The organism is Klebsiella sp. 141162 (genome assembly GCF_050600755.1).
Classification (GTDB): Bacteria; Pseudomonadota; Gammaproteobacteria; order Enterobacterales; family Enterobacteriaceae; genus Klebsiella; species Klebsiella aerogenes.
This window is the reverse complement of sequence record NZ_JAQIRI010000010.1, coordinates 24,467-42,721: the sequence shown is the minus strand read 5'-3', so window position 1 is coordinate 42,721 and position 18,255 is coordinate 24,467. Positions and strand designations below refer to the sequence as shown.

Genomic DNA, 18,255 nt, shown 5'->3' with positions numbered 1-18,255 from the left:
TGACGTCCTGGAGAAACAGTGTGGGTAATAATTTGATGCAGGCGGATCTCTCCGTTTGGGGTATGTATCATCACGCCGATATTGTCGTTAAGGTTGTGATGATTGGCTTGATTCTGGCTTCGGTAGTCACCTGGGCTATCTTCTTCGGCAAGGGCGCCGAAATGTTGTCCAGCAAGCGTCGCCTCAAGCGTGAGCAGCAGCAGCTCAGCGAAGCGCGTTCTCTCGATCAGGCTAACACTATCGCGAATGGATTCCATGCCAAAAGCCTGACCACTCAGCTGATTAACGAAGCCAATAATGAGCTGGAACTGTCGGCAGGCGTGGATGACAACGAAGGCATTAAAGAACGTACCGGTTTCCGCCTTGAGCGCCGCGTGGCGCAGGTTGGCCGCTATATGGGCCGCGGCAACGGTTATCTGGCGACTATCGGCGCCATCTCTCCGTTCGTCGGCCTGTTCGGTACCGTCTGGGGCATCATGAACAGCTTTATCGGTATCGCGCAAACGCAGACCACTAACCTCGCGGTTGTCGCGCCGGGTATCGCTGAAGCGCTGCTGGCAACGGCGATTGGTCTGTTTGCCGCGATCCCGGCGGTGGTTATCTACAACGTTTTCGCCCGCATGATTGCCAGCTACAAAGCCTCTCTCGGCGATGTGGCCGCGCAGATTATGCTGCTGCAAAGCCGTGACCTTGACCTGAACGCCAGTGGTTCTCAGCCGCTGCGTCCGGCGCAGAAATTACGGGTAGGTTGATCCGCTATGGCGATGCATTTTAACGAAAACCTCGATGATAACGGCGAAATGCACGACATTAACGTGACGCCGTTTATCGACGTCATGTTGGTGCTGTTGATTATCTTCATGGTGGCGGCGCCGCTGGCCACCGTTGACGTCAAAGTCAATCTGCCTGCCTCATCCAGCCAGCCGCAGCCGCGTCCGGAAAAACCGATTTACCTGTCGGTGAAAGCCGACAAATCGATGTTCCTCGGCAACGATCCGGTGACCGAAGAGAGCGTGATTGCCTCACTGGACGCGCTGACTCAGGGTAAGAAAGACACCACCGTTTTCTTCCGCGCCGACAAAACCGTCGACTACGAGACGATGATGAAAGTGATGGATACGCTGCATCAGGCCGGTTACCTGAAAATTGGTCTGGTGGGCGAAGAGACCGTCAAAGCGAAGTAATTTCCCCCAGGATATCTCCCGAAAGGCCAACACTGCGTTGGCCTTTTTTATTTCCCCGCCGCCTGCACACCGTTTTGATATGGACCAGCTGCGATATAATGGCCGCCATTTTTACAAACTGACAGGACCTTATGGAACGCTTTCTGGAAAACGCTATTTATGCTTCGCGCTGGCTGCTGGCGCCGGTTTATTTCGGCCTCTCGCTGGGGCTTATCGCGCTATCGATAAAATTTTTTCAGGAGATATTCCACATCCTGCCGCATATCTTCAGCGTCGGCGAGTCGGATCTCATTCTGACGCTGCTTTCGCTGGTCGATATGACGCTGGTGGGCGGGCTGCTGGTGATGGTGATGTTTTCTGGTTATGAAAACTTCGTCTCGACGCTGGATATTAACGAAGGTAAAGAGAAGCTCAACTGGCTTGGCAAAATGGATGCGACATCGCTGAAAAACAAGGTGGCGGCGTCGATTGTGGCTATCTCTTCCATTCATCTGCTGCGGGTGTTTATGGATGCGAAGAACGTGCCGGATAACAAGCTGATGTGGTACGTCATTATCCATCTCACATTTGTGCTGTCAGCCTTTGTGATGGGCTATCTCGATCGCCTGACCAAGGTAAAACACTGATGTGACAACTTACCCGGCAGCTCCGCGCCGCCGGGTAAGGGCATCACGCCTGGCGCTTGTCTTCGGTCTGCGTGTCGAAATCGCGGGCGTCGTGGCGCTCGTGCAACTGCTCGTCGAGCGGGCCATTGGTGCGGTTAACCATCCGTCCGCGCTTCACCGCCGGGCGATTGCCCACATCCTGCGCCCAGCGCAGCACGTTAACGTAACTGCCGGCATCGAGGAATTCCGCGGCGTTATAGACGTTGCCCAGCACCACGTTGCCGTACCACGGCCAGATCGCCATATCGGCGATGGTGTACTCTTCCCCCGCCACAAAGCGGCCGCGCGCCAGCTGCTTATCCAGCACGTCGAGCTGACGTTTCGCTTCCATGGTAAAGCGGTCGATGGCGTACTCGATTTTCACCGGCGCATAGTTATAGAAGTGGCCAAAGCCGCCGCCGAGGAACGGCGCTGCGCCCTGTAGCCAGAACAGCCAGTTCAGCGTTTCGGTGCGCCCGGCCGGGTCTTTCGGCAGGAAGAAACCAAATTTTTCCGCCAGATAGAGCAGGATGCTGCCGGATTCAAATACCCGGGTCGGCGGAGTCGTGGAGTGGTCGCTCAGCGCCGGGATCTTCGAGTTTGGGTTCACTTCGACAAAGCCGCTGGAGAACTGATCGCCTTCGCCGATACGAATCAGCCAGGCGTCATACTCAGCGCCAGCCACGCCCAGCGCCAGCAGCTCTTCCAGCATGATAGTCACTTTCTGCCCGTTCGGCGTGCCCAGCGAATAGAGCTGCAGCGGGTGATTGCCAACGGGCAGCACTTTTTCATGCGTCGCGCCGGAAACCGGACGGTTGATATTGGCGAACGCGCCGCCGTTATTCTGTTTCCATTCCCATACTTTCGGTGGTTGGTATTGATTGTCGGACATACTGACCTGCCTCTTTAGTAAGGTGTACAAAAAAGTCTAGCAGCTAATCTCAGGCCATAATCCGCGCGGCCCACACGCTGACGTCATCGCCGCTGCCGAGATCGGGCTGCACCAGGCCGTTGACCATAAACGTCGGCGACACATGGATGCCGTTCTGGCGGGCGTATTTACTGTGCCATTTGATTTCGTTTTGCAGCTCAGGGCGGGCAAATGCCGCCGCCAGCGACACGTGGCTATAGCGCTCAAGGCGCTCGATAATTTGCTGCGGAGTGGTATTCATATTCGGCCCGCTGCAGTGGTCGGTGAATTCAAACTCTTCACGATGATCGGCGACCGCCTGCAGGACTTTGTGCGCCTGCTCTCTGCCGTGCGGCAGGGTGGAGGCGGCCAGCACGCAGCGCACGATTACCCCGGAAAACAGATGCCACGGCTGGGACTGCAGGCGAATCTTAATCGTGACGTTCTCGGCGCCGACTTCATCCAGCAATTCATCGAGTTTGTTGAAGGCGCGAACGGAAAACGGACAGGTTGGTTCGAGGAATACTTCAAAAGTCCGTGGGCCATGTCCCCAGACCAGCGGCTGGGCATTGAGATGCGAAGGTGCGCTCATTGTCGACTCCTGATGTAGTGATGTTTTTTTGTTATGTGTTGGCTAACAATATCACTTTTGCCAATGGACGCCGGGTTATTTTCTATAAGGGCACGTTTAGCGAATCGAATGAGTGGTATCATCATTTCACCTCTGTCTGGTAAGTGCCTGCGGCAGGATAAGAAGAGGGAGTTTTGTTCCGCCAACTGCCCGGGCTGCATTAATTTGAGGTCAGGCTAAATGAGTAAAGGATCGACCAGTATTGACGCCCCTTTCGGCACGCTTTTAGGCTACGCGCCGGGCGGCGTGGCAATTTATTCTTCGAATTACAGTAGCTTAAATCCACAAGATTATCCGGATGACGCCGCTTTCCGCAGCTATATCGGCAATGAGTATATGGGGCATAAATGGCAGTGCGTGGAGTTCGCGCGGCGCTTTTTATTCCTCACCTACGGCTTTGTCTTTACCGATGTCGGTATGGCTTACGAAATCTTCTCGCTGCGCTTTCTGCGCGAAGTGGTCAATGACAACATTCTTCCCCTGCAGGCCTTCGCCAACGGCTCGCGCCGTCCGCCGATCGCCGGCTCGCTGCTGATCTGGCAGAAGGGCGGCGAGTTTAAACATACCGGACACGTGGCGGTGATTACGCAACTGGTAGGGAATAAGGTCCGTATCGCCGAGCAGAACGTCATCCACGCGCCGCTGCCGCAGGGCCAGCAGTGGACCCGCGAGCTAACGCTGGAAGTGAAAGACGGCGTCTACACCATCAAAGATACCTTTGCCGATACCGAAATTTTAGGCTGGATGATCCAGACCGCCGATACCGAGCACAGCCTGCCGCAGCCGGTGCTGCCGGGCGAGGAGATGAAAATCAGCGGCGCGCGGCTGCCGAATAAAGGCCAGTTCCGCGGTAACTGGCTCAATGAGAAAGACGCGCTGCAAAAGGCCTATGTTGAAGCCAACGGTCATTTCATCAATCAGGATCCCTACCAGTACTTCACCATCAGCGAGAGCGCCGAACAGGAGCTGATTAAAGCGACCAATGAACTGCATCTGATGTATCTGCACGCCACTGATAAGGTAATGAAGGATGACAACCTGCTGGCGCTGTTCGATATTCCGAAAATTCTCTGGCCTCGTCTGCGCCTCTCGTGGCAGCGCCGCCGCCATCATATGATTACCGGGCGCATGGATTTCTGCATGGATGAGCGCGGGCTGAAGGTGTACGAATACAACGCCGACTCTGCCTCTTGCCATACGGAAGGCGGATTGATCCTCGAACAGTGGCTGAAACAGGGCTATCGCGGTACCGGCCATAATCCGGCGGAAAATCTGCTTGAGGAGCTGGCGGGGGCGTGGAAGCACAGCCGCGCGCGGCCGTTCGTGCACATCATGCAGGATAAGGATCTTGAAGAGAACTACCATGCCCAGTTTATTCAGCGTTCGCTAACCGAGGCGGGCTTTGAGAGCAAAATTCTCTTTGGTCTTGATGAGCTACGCTGGGATGCTGCCGGGCAGCTTATCGACGGCGATGGCCGCTTGGTTAACTGCGTGTGGAAGACCTGGGCATGGGAAACCGCCATCGAGCAGGTGCGTGAAGTCAGCGCCGATGAGTATGCGGCAGTGCCGATTCGTACCGGTCATCCGCAAAATGAGGTGCGCCTGATTGACGTCCTGCTGCGCCCTGAAGTATTGGTATTCGAACCGCTGTGGACGGTTATCCCCGGCAACAAGGCGATTCTGCCGGTGCTGTGGTCGCTGTTCCCGCATCATCGCTATCTGCTGGATACCGATTTTGTGGTCAATGACGAGCTGGCGAAAACCGGCTATGCGGTCAAACCGATCTCCGGGCGCTGCGGTAATAACATCGATCTGATAAGCCCGCACGATGAGGTATTGGATCAGACCAGCGGGCAATTTGTCGATCGCAAAAATATTTACCAGCAGCTGTGGTGTCTGCCGAAGGTTGACGGCAAGTACATTCAGGTGTGCACCTTCACGGTGGGCGGTAACTATGGCGGTACCTGCCTGCGCGGCGATGATTCGCTGGTGGTGAAAAAAGAGAGCGATATTGAGCCATTAGTCGTGCTGAAAGACGACGAGTAACGGCCGCAAACCGGGCAGCGGCTAGTATCGCTGCCCGGCACCTGCAAAGCTACAACGAACAACTAACACAACAACAAGATAGAAAAGGAAAAGCATATGCACGATCGGCGCCTCGCCGCCCGCGCGGGTGAACTTAAGCCCTCCGCCGTCCGCGAACTTCTCAAACACAGTAAACTGCCTGGCGTCATTTCGCTTGGCGGCGGTATTCCGGCTCCGGAACTGTTTGATACCGAAGGTCTCAACCTCGCGGTGCAAAAGGTGATGAGTGAACGTTTTAATGATGCGTTCCAGTACGGCCTTACCGAAGGATATCCGCCGCTGCGCCAGGCGGTGAGCGAAATCTGCCAGTCACGCGGCGTGGCCTGCTCGGCAAGCCAGGTGTATATCACCTCCGGTTCGCAGCAATCGCTGGATATCGTCGCCCGCACGCTGCTCGATCCGGGCGATGCGGTCGTCGTTGAACGTCCGACCTACCTTGCCGCGCTGCAGGTATTCCAGCTGGCGCAGGCGAATATCCTGAGCGTTGATACCGACGATAACGGCATGCTGGTTGAACAACTGGCCGATCTGCTGGAAACCACTAAGGTTAAAGCGGTCTATCTGGTGCCGACATTTGGCAACCCCGGCGGTAAAACCCTCAGCGACGATCGCCGCCAGCGGCTGGTGGCGCTAGCGAAGCAACATGATTTTGTGATCATCGAAGACGATCCCTACGGCGAAATCAGCTTCACCGATAAAGTGCGTCGTCCGCTGTATCAACATGCGATCGAACAAGGCTGTGAAGAACGGGTGGTGTACACCTCCACGTTCTCCAAGATCCTTGCGCCGGGAATGCGTATCGGCTGGATCGTGATGCCGGAGTGGCTGGCGCATCAGGCGGTGATCGTGAAGCAGGCGGCGGATCTGCATACTAATATGCTCTCTCAGGTTATCACTGCTGAGTATCTGGAAATGAATCGCCTGAACGATCAGATCGCTCTGATCCGCGAAGACTACCGCAAGAAGTGCGTGGCGCTGGCTGATGCGCTGGAAAGTCGTCTTGGCGAGCATCTTGAGTTTAGCCGCCCGGAAGGGGGAATGTTCCTGTGGGCCCGTTTCCGCTATCCGTTCGATACCATGGCGTGGCTGGAGAAGACGCTGGAAAACGGCGTGGTTTACGTACCTGGTGAAGCGTTCTACAACGATAATCCGGATACCCGCACGCTGCGTCTTTCCTACTCGACGGTTTCTGAAGCCGGTCTGCTGACCGCCGTCGAACGTTTGGCGAAATCGCTGTAATCTTTTGTCTCCGCACCGATGACCGGTGCGGAGAGCTTTAAATCGGGGGAGGGTTTACTCCTGCTCGGCGATGCGATCGTCAAGCCAGATGAGCATCAGGGAAGAGAGAAAAGCGACAGCAATAGTGCCAATAAACAACAACATAAAGATTTCCTCAGGGGTTTTATTATTTTTCTAATGTAACCGGTGAGTGGCTATTTTTGTTTGCAATGGTGATTTTGGTGTCATGCTGCGCTGTTGCAAGGGTGAAAAAATCATCAGCGTCAACATCGAAATTCAGTACTATTTCCCGGTACTTTCTGGCGTTAACTAATTCTTTAGCTTCTTTCATACTACTGGCGATAATAGTAGGCATCAGTTTCATCTCAGTTTGAAAACTAGCAGCAAAATAAAAGCTTGTTCGTATCAGATCAACATTTTTTTGCCGACGCTCTAAAAGCGCATCTCATGACGGTCTGCTGATACCCGGAATCCTGCTAAGTGGAATGCAGGTAAAAACGGAGGCCGAAGGCCTCCGCTAAAAGATAATCAAAAGCAGTAAGTAATTGACTTATAGCAGGCCAATCTCTTTAGCGGTGCGGTCAACGGCGCGCTTGGTTTTTTCAACCAGTTCATCGAGTTCGTTATGCCCGGCAATCAGCGCCGGCGCCATGATCATGCGCCCCAGCGTCGAGCGGATGATCACGCCTTCTTCAAAGCCGATGGTGCGACAGCGCCAGGCCAGTTCGTTCTCGTTGGCAAAACGTTTGCGGGTCACTTTATCTTCGGCAAACTGCAGGGCGGCCACCAGTCCGGCGCCCTGTACCTCGCCAATGAGTGGATGGTTTTCAAACACCTCGCGCAGCGTTTTTTGCAGATAGGGGCCGCTATCGGTGCGAACCCGGGTGACATGATTCTCATCGCGTAAGGCTTTCAGGTTGGCAATCGCCACCGCGGCCGCCACCGGGTGGCCGGAATAGGTCAGGCCGTGTGGGAAAACGCCGCCTTTTTCTACCAGCACGTCGGCCATGCGCTTGCTCAGTACCAGCCCGCCCATCGGTACGTAACCGGAGGTTAGCCCCTTGGCAATCGACAGCGTATCCGGTTCAAAGCCGAAGTACTGATGCGCAAACCACTCGCCGGTACGGCCAAAGCCGCCAATCACCTCATCGGCGCACAGCAGCACGTCATATTGCCGGCAGATACGCTGGATCTCCGGCCAGTAGCTTTCCGGCGGGAAGATCATGCCGCCCGCCCCCTGGAACGGTTCGGCGATAAAGCCGGCGACGTTTTCCGCGCCCAGTTCCAGGATCTTCTCTTCCAGTTGGCGGGCGCAGCGCAGGCCGAACTCCTGCGGCGTCAGGTCGCCGCCGTGCATAAACCAGTAGGGTTCATCGATATGAGCCACGTCCGGGATCACCCCGCCCATTTCATGCATGAACTTCATGCCGCCGAGCCCGCTTGCCGCCAGCGTGGAGCCGTGATAGCCGTTCCAGCGGCCAATCATCACCTTTTTCTCCGGCTTGCCGAGGATCTGCCAGTAGCGGCGAACGGTGCGAATCAGCACTTCATTCGATTCCGAACCGGAGTTGGTGTAGATAGCGTGGCTGTAGTGCGGTGGCAGCAGGCTGAACAGCAGCTCGGAAAGCTCGATAACCGCCGGGTGGGTCGTGTGGAAGAACATGTTGTAATAGGGCAGTTTGGCAAACTGCGCCGCGGCGGCGTCCGCCAGATCCTGGCGGCTGTAGCCCAACTGGGTACACCACAGGCCGGACATCCCATCGAGGTATTTATTCCCGTCATTGTCCCACAGGTATAGTCCTTCGCCGCGTACCATCACGCGCGCCCCTTCGGCGTTCAGGGCTTTTTGATCCAGGAAGGCGTGAATATGGTGAGCCGCATCTGAATGTTGGTAATCGGACGTCGAACGGTTCTGATTGCTTGGATTAGTCATTTCGTCTCTCCTGTCTGCTGGAACTGAAAAAGTGGTGCAGGCTGCGGCCTACTCGCGAAACTGAAACCAGGTGGTTTTGAGGCTGGTGAATTTATCAAAGGCATGTAGAGACAGATCGCGGCCAAAGCCCGACTGCTTGTTGCCGCCAAAGGGAACGGTGACGTCCAGCGCGTCGACGGTATTTACCGAGATTGTTCCGGCGGTCAGCTGCGCGGCGACGCGATGGGCGCGGTGCAGATTGTCGGTCCACAGCGAGGCGGCCAGCGCATAGATATGGTTATTCGCCAGATGAACCGCCTCCTTCTCGCTATCGAAGGCGCAAACCGCCAGCACCGGACCAAAAATCTCCTCTTTCCACAGCGCCATCTCTTCGTTTACGTCGGCCAGAAGCGTCGGCTGAACGTAGTTGGCGACGCCGTCTATTTCCACCGTACGGCCGCCGGTAAGCAGCGTTGCGCCCTCGTCTTGCGCACGGCGGATAGCCGCCATCACTTTTTCGGCATGGGCGGCGCTGACCATGGCCCCCATGCGGGCATCCGCATCGAACGGATGCGCCGGAGCCCAGGCCTGCATTTTTTCCTGTAGTTTGGCGATGAAGGCCGCGTAAATCGGGCGCTCAACCAGCAGGCGGGAGTTTGCCGAGCAGACTTCGCCCTGGTTAAAACAGATGCCGAAGGCTGCTTTTTCAGCGGCCAGATCGAGATCCTGGCTGTCGGCGAAAATGATATTGGCGCTCTTGCCGCCGCACTCCAGCCATACCTGTTTCAGATTGGACTGGGCCGAATAGGCCATAAAGGCTTTGCCGACGGCGGTTGAGCCGGTGAAGGCGATGACATCGATATCGTGATGCAGTCCCAGCGCGCTCCCGGTTTCGGTGCCCAGCCCGGTCACCACGTTAAGCACGCCTGGCGGAATACCGGCCTCCAGCGCCAGCTCGCCCAGACGCAGGGCGCTAAACGGCGAGTTTTCCGAGGGCTTGAGGATCACGCTATTGCCGGCGGCCAGCGCCGGACCCAACTTCCAGGAGGCGAGGTCGAGCGGGAAGTTCCACGGTACGATGGCGGCAACCACGCCGATGGGCTGGCGGGTGATGGTCGCCAGCGCGCCGGGTCTGGCGGGAGCCACTTCATCGTAGAGTTTATCTACGCTTTCGGCATACCAGCTGAGGATGTGCGCGGCGCCGGGGACATCAATATTCAGCGCATCGTTGACCGGTTTCCCCATGCTGACGCTCTCCAGCAGCGCCAGCTCTTCGCGATGCTGAAGGATCAGCGCCGACAGGCGCAGCAACGCGCGTTTACGTTCCTGTGGCGCCAGACCTGACCAAACGCCGGAGGTAAAAGCGCGACGCGCGGAGGCGACGGCGATATCGATATCTTCCGTCTGCAGCGAGGTGACTTCCGCCAGCAGCGTATTGCTGGCTGGGTTAATGGCGGGACAGGTTTTACGGCTTTTCGCGACGTACGGTCGACCATCGATAATGGCGTGGCTGATAAAGCGCTGCTCCTGCAGCCTGCGCTGCCAAAAGTTTCTATCAGACATGAACCTTCTCCTTCGCATGTTGCGCAATTGTTATTTATTTGTTTCTTTGAGTTCATGATGCAGGAGGGCAATGCGGCGAGAAAGGACTAAAAATCTAGGCAACCTCTATAAAAATCGTTGTTAGCCAGGATTGGCGATTTTCTGTGATCCAGGGCGGGAGGTCGTGCGCTGTGATGGCGCTCAAATAACGGGGACGTGCGATTTTTCAATAAGCTGTAATTCAAAGAGTTTTTGTTTTCCGCTAATTTTCGGCGTCGGCGAGCTGAACATGTCGTTAGCAACATTTAATATTCTTAGATTTAATTATTGATAATAAAAACAATACTCATGACAAAATGAATCACGGTGAGACGGGCAAGCCCGTTAGCGCGTTTCTGTGAATTAAAGCGAGATTAATGTCTTGTAATATAAGGTAGTTATATGCCTTGTTTTTTCTCATCCTGCTTATACTGGCCGAAGTATTATCCTCCGGCGCTCGCAATTTTCTCGCCAGGTATCTGTTAATTTTCTGTAAAAATCTGATCGCTGTCGGATTGTTGATCTTTTTCACGGCAGAGGGTTGCAGGCCAGGGTGTTCATCGTTTAAAGCTAACCAGCCTGCCTCCTTGATGATAAAAAAATAAGGTATCACATGCCCCATTTCACCCTGAAACAGCTCAAATACTTTGTTGCCGTCGTCGAGGCGGAAAGTATTGCTGAAGCCTCACGCCAGCTGCATATCGCGCAGCCGTCGATTTCCATCGCCGTGAAGACGCTGGAAGATATGTTTGAACAGCAGTTTTTTATTCGCCACCACGCCCAGGGGGTATCAATGACCCCGAGCGGACAGCGTTTTTATGAAAAAGCCAAAGAACTGCTGCGGCTCTCTTATCAATTTGAACAAAACTCGAAGGCCGATAATGAGCTGGTCTCCGGGATTATTTCCATCGGCTGTTTCGAGACCGCCGCGCCGCTGTATATGCCGTCGTTGATGGCCGGATTTAAGAAAATTTATCCGGAAATCACCATTAAAATTTACGACGGCGAGCAGCATGAGATTGCACACGGCCTGCACCGCGGGCGTTTTGACCTGGCTTTTCTCTATGATCTCGAACTGGATACCTCGATTTATACCGAGAGCCTCAACGCGCCGCAGAAGCCCTATGCGCTGTTACCGGCGGATCATCCCCTGGCCCAGCGGCACGCCGTGCGGCTGTCCGAGCTGAGCAATCTGCCAATGATCCTGTTGGATGTGGTACCGAGCAAAAACTACTTCATCAGCATTTTCAAAGATAAGGGCTACAACCCGCAGGTGGCCTACAGTTCGCCGTCGATTGAGATGGTGCGCTGCATGGTTGGCCAGGGGCTGGGCTTCTCGGTGCTGGTGACGCGTCCGGTGAACGACATGACCTATGACGGCCAGCAGGTACGCTGTGTGGAGATTCAGGATGAAATGGCGAATTCCGCGCTGGTGATGGCCCATCTGCGCAGTAGCGAACCGACCAAACCGACCAAACTGTTTATGGAGTATTGCCGCAACGCGGTATTAAGCCCGCCGCAGCAAGAAGTGAAAGTCGCCTGAATGAGCAAATTTACCCGCCATTAGCGCGGGTAAATATATTCATGTGGTATTTTCTGCGTTTTATTGCCTATAAAAAAACGAAGCTCTGACGATATTTTTATGAGCCTCGAAAGTCATGGTTGTTTTTCCTTTCAAAATCTCATGCCTGAAAAATAAATACTGCGTATTAGCGTGGCGGAAATGGCCTGGCGGCGGGGCGAATCCGCTGCATCATTATTTTATTCTCAGGTGCTAAATTTATAATAATTTACCTGAGCATAACGGTTTATTAACCTCGGTCATGAGCAGAACATCACCGAAGGACATATTTATGACCGTAGAAAAAATACAAATCGAGACGCTGGTTGTTGGCGGGGGGCAGGCCGGTATCGCCATGAGCGAGCACCTGAGCAAACAGGGTATTTCGCATCTGGTCGTGGAAAAGAATCGCATTGCCGAAGCCTGGCGTACCGGCCGCTGGGATTCGCTGGTGGCGAACGGCCCGGCGTGGCATGACCGTTTTCCGGGCATGGAGTTTAAAGGCGGCGACCCCGATGCCTTTATTGCCAAGGATGATGTTGCGCAATACTTTGTTGATTATGTGCGCGAGTTTAATCTTCCGGTCCGTACCGGCGTGGAAGTCAAAAGTGCGGTGCGTAACCACGGGCGTCCGGGGTTTACCATTGAAACCACCGACGGCGTGATTGAAGCGCTGAATATTGTCGCGGCGACCGGGCCGTTCCAGAAGCCGGTTATCCCGCCGATCGCCCCGCGCGACAGCGCCATCCATCAAATTCATTCGGCGAAATATTACAACCCGCAGCAACTGCCGGAAGGCGCGGTGCTGGTGGTGGGAGCGGGCTCGTCCGGCGTGCAAATCGCCGATGAACTGCAGCGCGCGGGCCGCAAGGTTTATCTGTCGGTCGGCGCCCATGACCGCCCGCCGCGTGCCTATCGTAACCGGGATTTCTGCTGGTGGCTGGGGGTATTAGGCCTGTGGGATGCCCCGGCCAGCGAACCCGGTAAAGAGCACGTCACCATCGCGGTTAGCGGCGCGCACGGCGGCCACACGGTTGATTTCCGCGAGCTGGCGCATCGTGGTATCACGCTGGTTGGTCTCACCGAATCCTTCGCCGGGGGAACCGTCTCCTTTAAAAATAATCTCGTCGAAAACATTCGCCTCGGCGATGAAAACTATCTGGCGCTGCTGGATGCCGCCGATGCTTACATTGCCGCCAATGGCCTGGATTTACCGGAAGAGCCCGCCGCGCGGCAATTCTTAACGGACCCGGACTGCATGACGTCGCCGATCCTCTCGCTCGATCTGGCGCAGGCGGGGATTAACACCATTATCTGGGCTACCGGCTATGCGGTGGACTACAGCTGGCTCAACGTCAACGCTTTCAACGAACAGGGTCGCCCTCAGCATCAGCGCGGCGTCTCCAGCGAGCCGGGCGTCTACTTCCTCGGCCTGCCGTGGTTATCGCGCCGGGGATCAACCTTTATCTGGGGCGTCTGGCACGACGCGAAGCATATCGCCGACCATATCGCCACCCGCCGTAAATACAGCCAGTACAAAGACGCCAGCCAGCGTTAATCATGACTTACTGAACAGGATAACCCTTATGCCTACCCATACTCGTATTCGGATGTTCAATACCAAAGAGACATACCCTAATCAGACGCTGGACAATGACTTATGTCAGGCGGTACGCGCCGGTAATACCGTCTACGTTCGCGGCCAGGTCGGGACGGATTTTGAAGGCAATCTGGTGGGCCTTGGCGACCCGCGGGCGCAGGCGGAACAGGCGATGAAAAACGTCAAACAGCTGCTGGAAGAGGCGGGGAGCGACCTGTCGCATATCGTGAAAACGACCACCTATATTATCGACCCGCGCTATCGCGAACCGGTCTATCAAGAGGTAGGCAAGTGGTTAAAAGGCGTGTTCCCGATCTCCACCGGGCTGGTGATTTCCGCGCTGGCGCAGCCGCAGTGGCTAATGGAAATCGATGTTATCGCCGTCATCCCTGATGACGCGGCGAAATAAGGAGGCAGAATGACATTTTCGATTGCCGCACGCTGCCCGGAAAGCGGGCAGTTTGGTATCGCGATCAGCTCTTCAAGCATTGCCGTCGGCGCCCGCTGTCCGTGGCTGCAGGCGGGGGTAGGGGCGGTATCGAGCCAGAACATTACCTTACCGGCGCTGGGGCAACTCACTCTGGCGCAGATGGAGCAGGGACTGACGGCGGAGAAAGCGATGCGTCGGGCGCTGGCGGAAGACGATTTTAGCCGCTATCGGCAGATTATCGCCATCGACGCCAGCGGCCAGACCGCGTGGTTCAGCGGCGATAAAACGCTGGGGACCTGGCATGTTGTGCAGGGCGATAACTGTATCGCCGGCGGTAATATGCTGGCGTCGGAAGCGGTGATTGCCGCGATGGCGGCAACGTTTTCGCAAACCGAAGGCGAGCTGGCGACGCGGCTGGTTGCCGCGCTACAGGCTGGCGTCGCTCAGGGCGGCGAGGCCGGTCCGGTCCATTCGGCGGCGGTGAAAGTGGTGGATGATTACTCCTGGCCGCTGGTGGATCTGCGCGTTGACTGGAGTGAAACGGACCCGATTGGCGAGCTGGCGGCGCTGTGGCAGGCCTATGAACCGCAAATGCAGGCTTACGTGACGCGCGCCCTCGACCCGCGGGAGGCTCCCAGTTACGGAGTACCCGGCGATGAATAGTCGATTACAGGATATTCTGGCGCGGCTGCTGGCGTTTGACACCACCAGCCGCGAATCGAACCTGGCGATGATCGACGATATTGCCGATTATCTCCACGGCTTCGCAATCGAAACGCAGCGCTTTTATGATGCGCAAGGGAGAAAAGCTAATCTCTATGCACGACTGGGCCCTGCGGGGCCCGGCGGCGTTATGCTCTCCGGCCATACCGATGTGGTGCCGGTTGACGGCCAGCCATGGACGGTTCCCCCTTTTGCCCTCACGCAACGCGATGGCCGCTGCTACGGCCGCGGTAGTGCCGATATGAAAGGCTTCCTCGCCTGCGTACTGGCCACCATTCCTGAATTTCTCGCCCAACCGCTACGCATGCCGCTGCACCTGGCTTTTTCCTACGATGAAGAGGTGGGATGTCTTGGCGTACGCAGCCTGGTCGCCCATCTGCAGGCGTCGGCAGAGAAACCGGCGATGTGCATTATCGGCGAGCCGACGGAGATGCGCCCGGTATATGGTCACAAGGGGAAGCTGGCGATGCGCTGCGATGTTCACGGCCACGCTTGCCACTCCGCTTACGCGCCCGATGGCGTGAATGCGATTGCCTGGGCGGCAAAGCTGATTGGCCGCCTGGAGGAGCTGGGCGAGCAGCTTGCGCTTCGCCAGGATACGCGTTTCGATCCGCCTTTCAGCACCCTGCAGGTGGGGGTAATTAAGGGCGGCGCGGCGTTGAATATTGTACCGCAGCACTGTCAGTTCGATTTTGAAATTCGCCATTTACCGGATGTGTCGGTCGATGATGCGCTGGCCTCGCTGCAGGCGTATGCCGAAGGCGAGCTGTTGCCAAAAATGCGCGCGACGGCGGCGGAATCGGCTATTACCTTTCAACCGCTCAGCCAGTATCCCGGCCTGCTGAGCGACCCGCAGTCGGCGTTCGCCGGCTGGCTGGCGCAGTGGGCCGAATGCGAGGATTTTTCAACGGTCGCTTTTGGCACCGAAGGCGGATTGTTTGATGAGGCCGGCGTGGCCACGCTTGTTTGTGGCCCGGGGAGCATGGAGCAGGGGCATAAGGCGGATGAGTTTGTTAGCGAGGCGCAGTTGGAAAAGTGCGAGCAGATGTTGAAAAATCTCTGCCTCTGGATGTCAGCTTAAACGCCGGCGCGCCGCGAAGGCGGCGCGCTTTCTTGTAGGCCTTAAACCTTCTCTTTTGCAAAAGCCATGCTTTTAACACTCTTCGCTTTCGAGAAATAATAATAGACCGGCGAGACCACCAATAAACCCACAATCCAGGAGAGATCCGCGCCGCCGAAGGAGAGGGCGATTGGCCCGGTATAAATTGAGGTCGACATAAACGGTACTTCGACCAGAATACCGAGGATATAGCAGGATATCGCCGTTGCATTAAAGTAACCGTAAATACCGCCATCGCGTTTAAAGAACGATTCAACGTGATATTCGCCGTGGGCCACTAAATAATAATCGACCAGATTAATCGCCGTCCACGGCACCAGCACATACAACAGCACGGTAATAAAGTTGGTGTAGATTAGCAGGAAATTTTCCTGGCCATAGATAGCGAGGAATATCTCCAGCAGCATGGTCAAAATAGCGGTGATAATGCGTGCCCGCGCCATCGGCGACCAGCCATCGATAAAAGTCTGGCCGAGCGTCAGGGTACAGAGTACGCCGCAGTACAGCATCATCGAGTTGGTGGCGGCGATCCCCAGCGCCAGTACGATAATCACTATCGCCCCCATGCTGCCGGTCAGATCCATAATCCCTTGAATGATATCGTCATTACCGATACAAATCGCCACCAGCACCCCGAGCACCATCGGCAGATAGGAGCCGAGAATGCAGCCAAAATAGCTGGCGTAAAAGACGCTTTTATCGTTGGTGCTGTAGGGCATATAGCGGGAATAGTCAGAGACATACGGCGCATAGGCCAGCTGCCAGAGCGCGGCGATAGAGACGGCGCCGAGAAAGCCGACGATGTTGAAGCCGCCGCGGTCGACAAAGTCGCCCGGCAGGCCATGGATGAAGACTATCCACACGAAGGTTGCCGCCAGTACGATGCCTGAAATCCACGACATGATCCGCGCGTAGGAGTGGATGATCTTATAGCCAAAGATGGTGGCGAACAGGCTTAGCGCGCCGACCACGATAATCCCGATGTCCGAGTTCATCGGCTGATAAATCGCGTGCATCGACTGCCCGCCGAGCACCAGACTGGAGGCGGTAAAGCCGATATACATCAGTACGACGATGGAGACCACCAGTACCGAACCATAGGAGCCAAATTGCCCCTTGGTCTGGACCATTTGCGGTACCCCGAGTTTTGGCCCCTGCGCCGAATGCAGCGCCATAAAGAGCCCGCCGACCAGGCTGCCGATAAATAGCGCAATCACTGACCATAAAAAGGAAAGGTGGAAAATCGTCACCGACATCGCGCCGGTGATGACCGTTAACAGCATAATGTTGGAGCCAAACCAAATGGTAAAAAGATCGCCTGGTTTGCCGTGGCGCATATTTAAGGGGATAGGTCTGATGGTATTACTTTCAAGATTCTCGACATTAACAGATTGATGTTTTGTCATGGTGCTCTCTCATTATTTTGGTCTTCATCAGCGTAAGAGTGATATTTCAATGAGGAGTACAGCTAATCTACTCATCACAACATTTCATTCACCATTTTTACAACTCTGTATCATTTGCGAAATGACAAAAAATATCGGTGCTGGATATAAAAAAAATGCTTTACCCGGCGCTGGAAAAACGCTGCATCTGTGCGTTGCGCTATTTTTAGAGTTTTATGCTTTGTGCTTAATTTTTTACTGGCAAACCCGCTGATGGTTTTTTATCGGGCAGATAAAACTCTGCCATATTGCGAGGAGATTAGAATGATGAACCGTAGAGAGAAATAACAATTCCCTGTTTTTATTATGGTCTAATGAGATAGGAGCTTGGCCCGATAAAATAATGGGGAAATAAAATAATTAGCTGATACATCATGACATTAGTATTATCGTGTGGTGTATCCTAAAGGCGCACAAATAACAGGGTGAAGTGCGTTATGCGAGGCGCTTCACAATAACCAACAGATATTTAATATAAGGGCAGGAATACGACATCCTGCCCGAAAATAATTAATAACCGACTTTATAAACCCGCCCGCTTTGGATCCCTTCGACGCTGCGGCGATAGGCCTGCGCCACCGCTGCGGCCGGTACGCTGGCGAAACCGGGGAAGAAACCATCATAGGTCTCGACAGACTCACTGAGCACGGTGGGGCTTATCAGGTTAATGCGGATCCCGCGCGGTAATTCGCAGGCGGCGGCGCGAACGAAACCCGCCAGTCCGGCATTGACGGTGGTGGCATTCACCCCTTGAGCGATCGGTTCATCGGCGACGATGCCGCTGATAAGGGTTATGGAACCACCATCGTTAAGATAATGCTGGCCGGTGAGGGCGAGGCGAATCTGCCCCAACAGTTTATCCTGCAGTCCCTGGTCAAAATCGCGGTCGGTCATCGTGCTTAGCGGGCCAAAGTATAAGCTGCCGGCTGCTGAGACAATGGCATCGACCGGGCCAACTTTCTCGAACAACGCCTGCACGCTTTGCTGCGAGGTAATATCAACCTGCTCGTCGCCGTGGGTGCGGCCAACGCGGATAACTTCATGCTGGCGGCTCAGTTCTTCCGCAACCGCGCGGCCAACGGTACCGCTGGCGCCAATAACGATAATTTTCATCGCAAACTCCTCAGTGAAGTGAGCCTCTATTCTTTAATTAATCGATTGTCGGATAAACTGGCTAAAAGTTAGATGAT

At 55.3% G+C, this 18,255-nt stretch carries 18 protein-coding genes; 11 read left to right on the top strand and 7 right to left on the bottom strand.

From position 1 onward, the window contains the following. Window positions 1–20 precede the first annotated feature (20 nt). The 3 genes from exbB (at window position 21) to PGR23_RS20910 (ending at window position 1,810) form a co-directional block, all read left to right on the top strand. A complete protein-coding gene (exbB, locus tag PGR23_RS20920) occupies window positions 21–752 on the top strand; it encodes a tol-pal system-associated acyl-CoA thioesterase (protein ID WP_015369670.1) in 732 nt (243 codons plus the stop codon). A 6-nt stretch (window positions 753–758) separates the two neighbouring features. Beyond that, window positions 759–1,184: a TonB system transport protein ExbD gene (gene exbD, locus PGR23_RS20915; protein WP_015369671.1), complete on the top strand. Its 426-nt coding sequence runs from the start codon at window positions 759–761 to the stop codon at window positions 1,182–1,184. Window positions 1,185–1,315: 131 nt separating this feature from the next. Further along, window positions 1,316–1,810 (top strand): TIGR00645 family protein, encoded by a 495-nt coding sequence (locus tag PGR23_RS20910; RefSeq protein WP_032712529.1) that lies wholly within the window; start codon window positions 1,316–1,318, stop codon window positions 1,808–1,810. 43 nt (window positions 1,811–1,853) lie between these two features. On the opposite strand, the gene yghU is transcribed toward PGR23_RS20910, so the two are convergent. Together yghU and PGR23_RS20900 are read right to left on the bottom strand one after the other, a co-directional pair. Further along, complete coding sequence (gene yghU / locus PGR23_RS20905; protein WP_015703499.1) at window positions 1,854–2,720, bottom strand: glutathione-dependent disulfide-bond oxidoreductase; 867 nt, start codon at window positions 2,718–2,720, stop codon at window positions 1,854–1,856. Between the two features lie 49 nt (window positions 2,721–2,769). Continuing rightward, window positions 2,770–3,330, bottom strand: a complete 561-nt coding sequence (locus PGR23_RS20900) for a DsbA family protein (RefSeq protein WP_015703498.1) — start codon at window positions 3,328–3,330, stop codon at window positions 2,770–2,772. A gap of 20 nt (window positions 3,331–3,350) precedes the next feature. On the opposite strand from PGR23_RS20900, the gene PGR23_RS20895 reads away from it, so the two are divergent. The 3 genes from PGR23_RS20895 (at window position 3,351) to PGR23_RS20885 (ending at window position 6,693) form a co-directional block, all read left to right on the top strand. After that, window positions 3,351–3,473 (top strand): hypothetical protein, encoded by a 123-nt coding sequence (locus tag PGR23_RS20895; RefSeq protein ID WP_306463112.1) that lies wholly within the window; start codon window positions 3,351–3,353, stop codon window positions 3,471–3,473. Between the two features lie 76 nt (window positions 3,474–3,549). Beyond that, on the top strand, window positions 3,550–5,415 hold the full coding sequence (gene gss / locus PGR23_RS20890; protein WP_032712528.1) for a bifunctional glutathionylspermidine amidase/synthase: 1,866 nt from the start codon (window positions 3,550–3,552) through the stop codon (window positions 5,413–5,415). A gap of 96 nt (window positions 5,416–5,511) precedes the next feature. After that, complete coding sequence (locus PGR23_RS20885) at window positions 5,512–6,693, top strand: PLP-dependent aminotransferase family protein (RefSeq protein ID WP_015703496.1); 1,182 nt, start codon at window positions 5,512–5,514, stop codon at window positions 6,691–6,693. A gap of 166 nt (window positions 6,694–6,859) precedes the next feature. On the opposite strand, the gene PGR23_RS20880 is transcribed toward PGR23_RS20885, so the two are convergent. The 3 genes from PGR23_RS20880 to PGR23_RS20870 form a co-directional block, all read right to left on the bottom strand. Next, entirely contained in the window at window positions 6,860–7,048 is a 189-nt protein-coding gene (locus tag PGR23_RS20880; protein WP_047078357.1) for a hypothetical protein, read from the bottom strand. A gap of 195 nt (window positions 7,049–7,243) precedes the next feature. Then, complete coding sequence (locus tag PGR23_RS20875) at window positions 7,244–8,626, bottom strand: aspartate aminotransferase family protein (protein WP_316422668.1); 1,383 nt, start codon at window positions 8,624–8,626, stop codon at window positions 7,244–7,246. Window positions 8,627–8,674: 48 nt separating this feature from the next. Then, window positions 8,675–10,168: an aldehyde dehydrogenase gene (locus PGR23_RS20870; protein ID WP_063416529.1), complete on the bottom strand. Its 1,494-nt coding sequence runs from the start codon at window positions 10,166–10,168 to the stop codon at window positions 8,675–8,677. A gap of 631 nt (window positions 10,169–10,799) precedes the next feature. On the opposite strand from PGR23_RS20870, the gene PGR23_RS20865 reads away from it, so the two are divergent. The 5 genes from PGR23_RS20865 to argE all read left to right on the top strand — a co-directional run bounded on the left by PGR23_RS20865 (window position 10,800) and on the right by argE (window position 15,581). Next, window positions 10,800–11,729 (top strand): LysR substrate-binding domain-containing protein, encoded by a 930-nt coding sequence (locus PGR23_RS20865; RefSeq protein ID WP_015703484.1) that lies wholly within the window; start codon window positions 10,800–10,802, stop codon window positions 11,727–11,729. A gap of 310 nt (window positions 11,730–12,039) precedes the next feature. Next, window positions 12,040–13,305 carry a flavin-containing monooxygenase gene (locus PGR23_RS20860; RefSeq protein WP_063447601.1) on the top strand — a complete coding sequence of 422 codons (1,266 nt, stop codon included), beginning with the start codon at window positions 12,040–12,042 and terminating at the stop codon, window positions 13,303–13,305. Window positions 13,306–13,333: 28 nt separating this feature from the next. After that, the gene (locus PGR23_RS20855; RefSeq protein ID WP_047042999.1) at window positions 13,334–13,756 is read left to right on the top strand and encodes a RidA family protein; all 423 of its coding nucleotides are present in this window, start codon (window positions 13,334–13,336) and stop codon (window positions 13,754–13,756) included. A gap of 9 nt (window positions 13,757–13,765) precedes the next feature. Continuing rightward, window positions 13,766–14,440 (top strand): DUF1028 domain-containing protein, encoded by a 675-nt coding sequence (locus PGR23_RS20850; protein ID WP_047065646.1) that lies wholly within the window; start codon window positions 13,766–13,768, stop codon window positions 14,438–14,440. Further along, the gene (argE, locus tag PGR23_RS20845) at window positions 14,433–15,581 is read left to right on the top strand and encodes an acetylornithine deacetylase (RefSeq protein ID WP_396279400.1); all 1,149 of its coding nucleotides are present in this window, start codon (window positions 14,433–14,435) and stop codon (window positions 15,579–15,581) included. The genes PGR23_RS20850 and argE overlap by 8 nt, the downstream gene beginning before the upstream one ends. Before the next feature lie 41 nt (window positions 15,582–15,622). On the opposite strand, the gene PGR23_RS20840 is transcribed toward argE, so the two are convergent. Both PGR23_RS20840 and PGR23_RS20835 read right to left on the bottom strand, forming a co-directional pair. Next, window positions 15,623–17,026: a purine-cytosine permease family protein gene (locus PGR23_RS20840; RefSeq protein ID WP_063447600.1), complete on the bottom strand. Its 1,404-nt coding sequence runs from the start codon at window positions 17,024–17,026 to the stop codon at window positions 15,623–15,625. Between the two features lie 549 nt (window positions 17,027–17,575). Next, window positions 17,576–18,178: a short chain dehydrogenase gene (locus PGR23_RS20835; protein ID WP_063447599.1), complete on the bottom strand. Its 603-nt coding sequence runs from the start codon at window positions 18,176–18,178 to the stop codon at window positions 17,576–17,578. Window positions 18,179–18,255 lie beyond the last annotated feature (77 nt).

What these genes read in the sequence shown, in the direction of transcription:
- exbD (WP_015369671.1), top strand. Translation starts at nt 759, where the DNA reads ATGGCGATGCATTTTAACGAAAACCTCGATGATAACGGCGAAATGCAC.
- PGR23_RS20910 (WP_032712529.1), top strand. Translation starts at nt 1,316, where the DNA reads ATGGAACGCTTTCTGGAAAACGCTATTTATGCTTCGCGCTGGCTGCTG.
- yghU (WP_015703499.1), bottom strand. Translation starts at nt 2,720, where the DNA reads ATGTCCGACAATCAATACCAACCACCGAAAGTATGGGAATGGAAACAG.
- PGR23_RS20900 (WP_015703498.1), bottom strand. Translation starts at nt 3,330, where the DNA reads ATGAGCGCACCTTCGCATCTCAATGCCCAGCCGCTGGTCTGGGGACAT.
- PGR23_RS20895 (WP_306463112.1), top strand. Translation starts at nt 3,351, where the DNA reads ATGTTTTTTTGTTATGTGTTGGCTAACAATATCACTTTTGCCAATGGA.
- gss (WP_032712528.1), top strand. Translation starts at nt 3,550, where the DNA reads ATGAGTAAAGGATCGACCAGTATTGACGCCCCTTTCGGCACGCTTTTA.
- PGR23_RS20885 (WP_015703496.1), top strand. Translation starts at nt 5,512, where the DNA reads ATGCACGATCGGCGCCTCGCCGCCCGCGCGGGTGAACTTAAGCCCTCC.
- PGR23_RS20880 (WP_047078357.1), bottom strand. Translation starts at nt 7,048, where the DNA reads ATGCCTACTATTATCGCCAGTAGTATGAAAGAAGCTAAAGAATTAGTT.
- PGR23_RS20875 (WP_316422668.1), bottom strand. Translation starts at nt 8,626, where the DNA reads ATGACTAATCCAAGCAATCAGAACCGTTCGACGTCCGATTACCAACAT.
- PGR23_RS20870 (WP_063416529.1), bottom strand. Translation starts at nt 10,168, where the DNA reads ATGTCTGATAGAAACTTTTGGCAGCGCAGGCTGCAGGAGCAGCGCTTT.
- PGR23_RS20865 (WP_015703484.1), top strand. Translation starts at nt 10,800, where the DNA reads ATGCCCCATTTCACCCTGAAACAGCTCAAATACTTTGTTGCCGTCGTC.
- PGR23_RS20860 (WP_063447601.1), top strand. Translation starts at nt 12,040, where the DNA reads ATGACCGTAGAAAAAATACAAATCGAGACGCTGGTTGTTGGCGGGGGG.
- PGR23_RS20855 (WP_047042999.1), top strand. Translation starts at nt 13,334, where the DNA reads ATGCCTACCCATACTCGTATTCGGATGTTCAATACCAAAGAGACATAC.
- PGR23_RS20850 (WP_047065646.1), top strand. Translation starts at nt 13,766, where the DNA reads ATGACATTTTCGATTGCCGCACGCTGCCCGGAAAGCGGGCAGTTTGGT.
- argE (WP_396279400.1), top strand. Translation starts at nt 14,433, where the DNA reads ATGAATAGTCGATTACAGGATATTCTGGCGCGGCTGCTGGCGTTTGAC.
- PGR23_RS20840 (WP_063447600.1), bottom strand. Translation starts at nt 17,026, where the DNA reads ATGACAAAACATCAATCTGTTAATGTCGAGAATCTTGAAAGTAATACC.
- PGR23_RS20835 (WP_063447599.1), bottom strand. Translation starts at nt 18,178, where the DNA reads ATGAAAATTATCGTTATTGGCGCCAGCGGTACCGTTGGCCGCGCGGTT.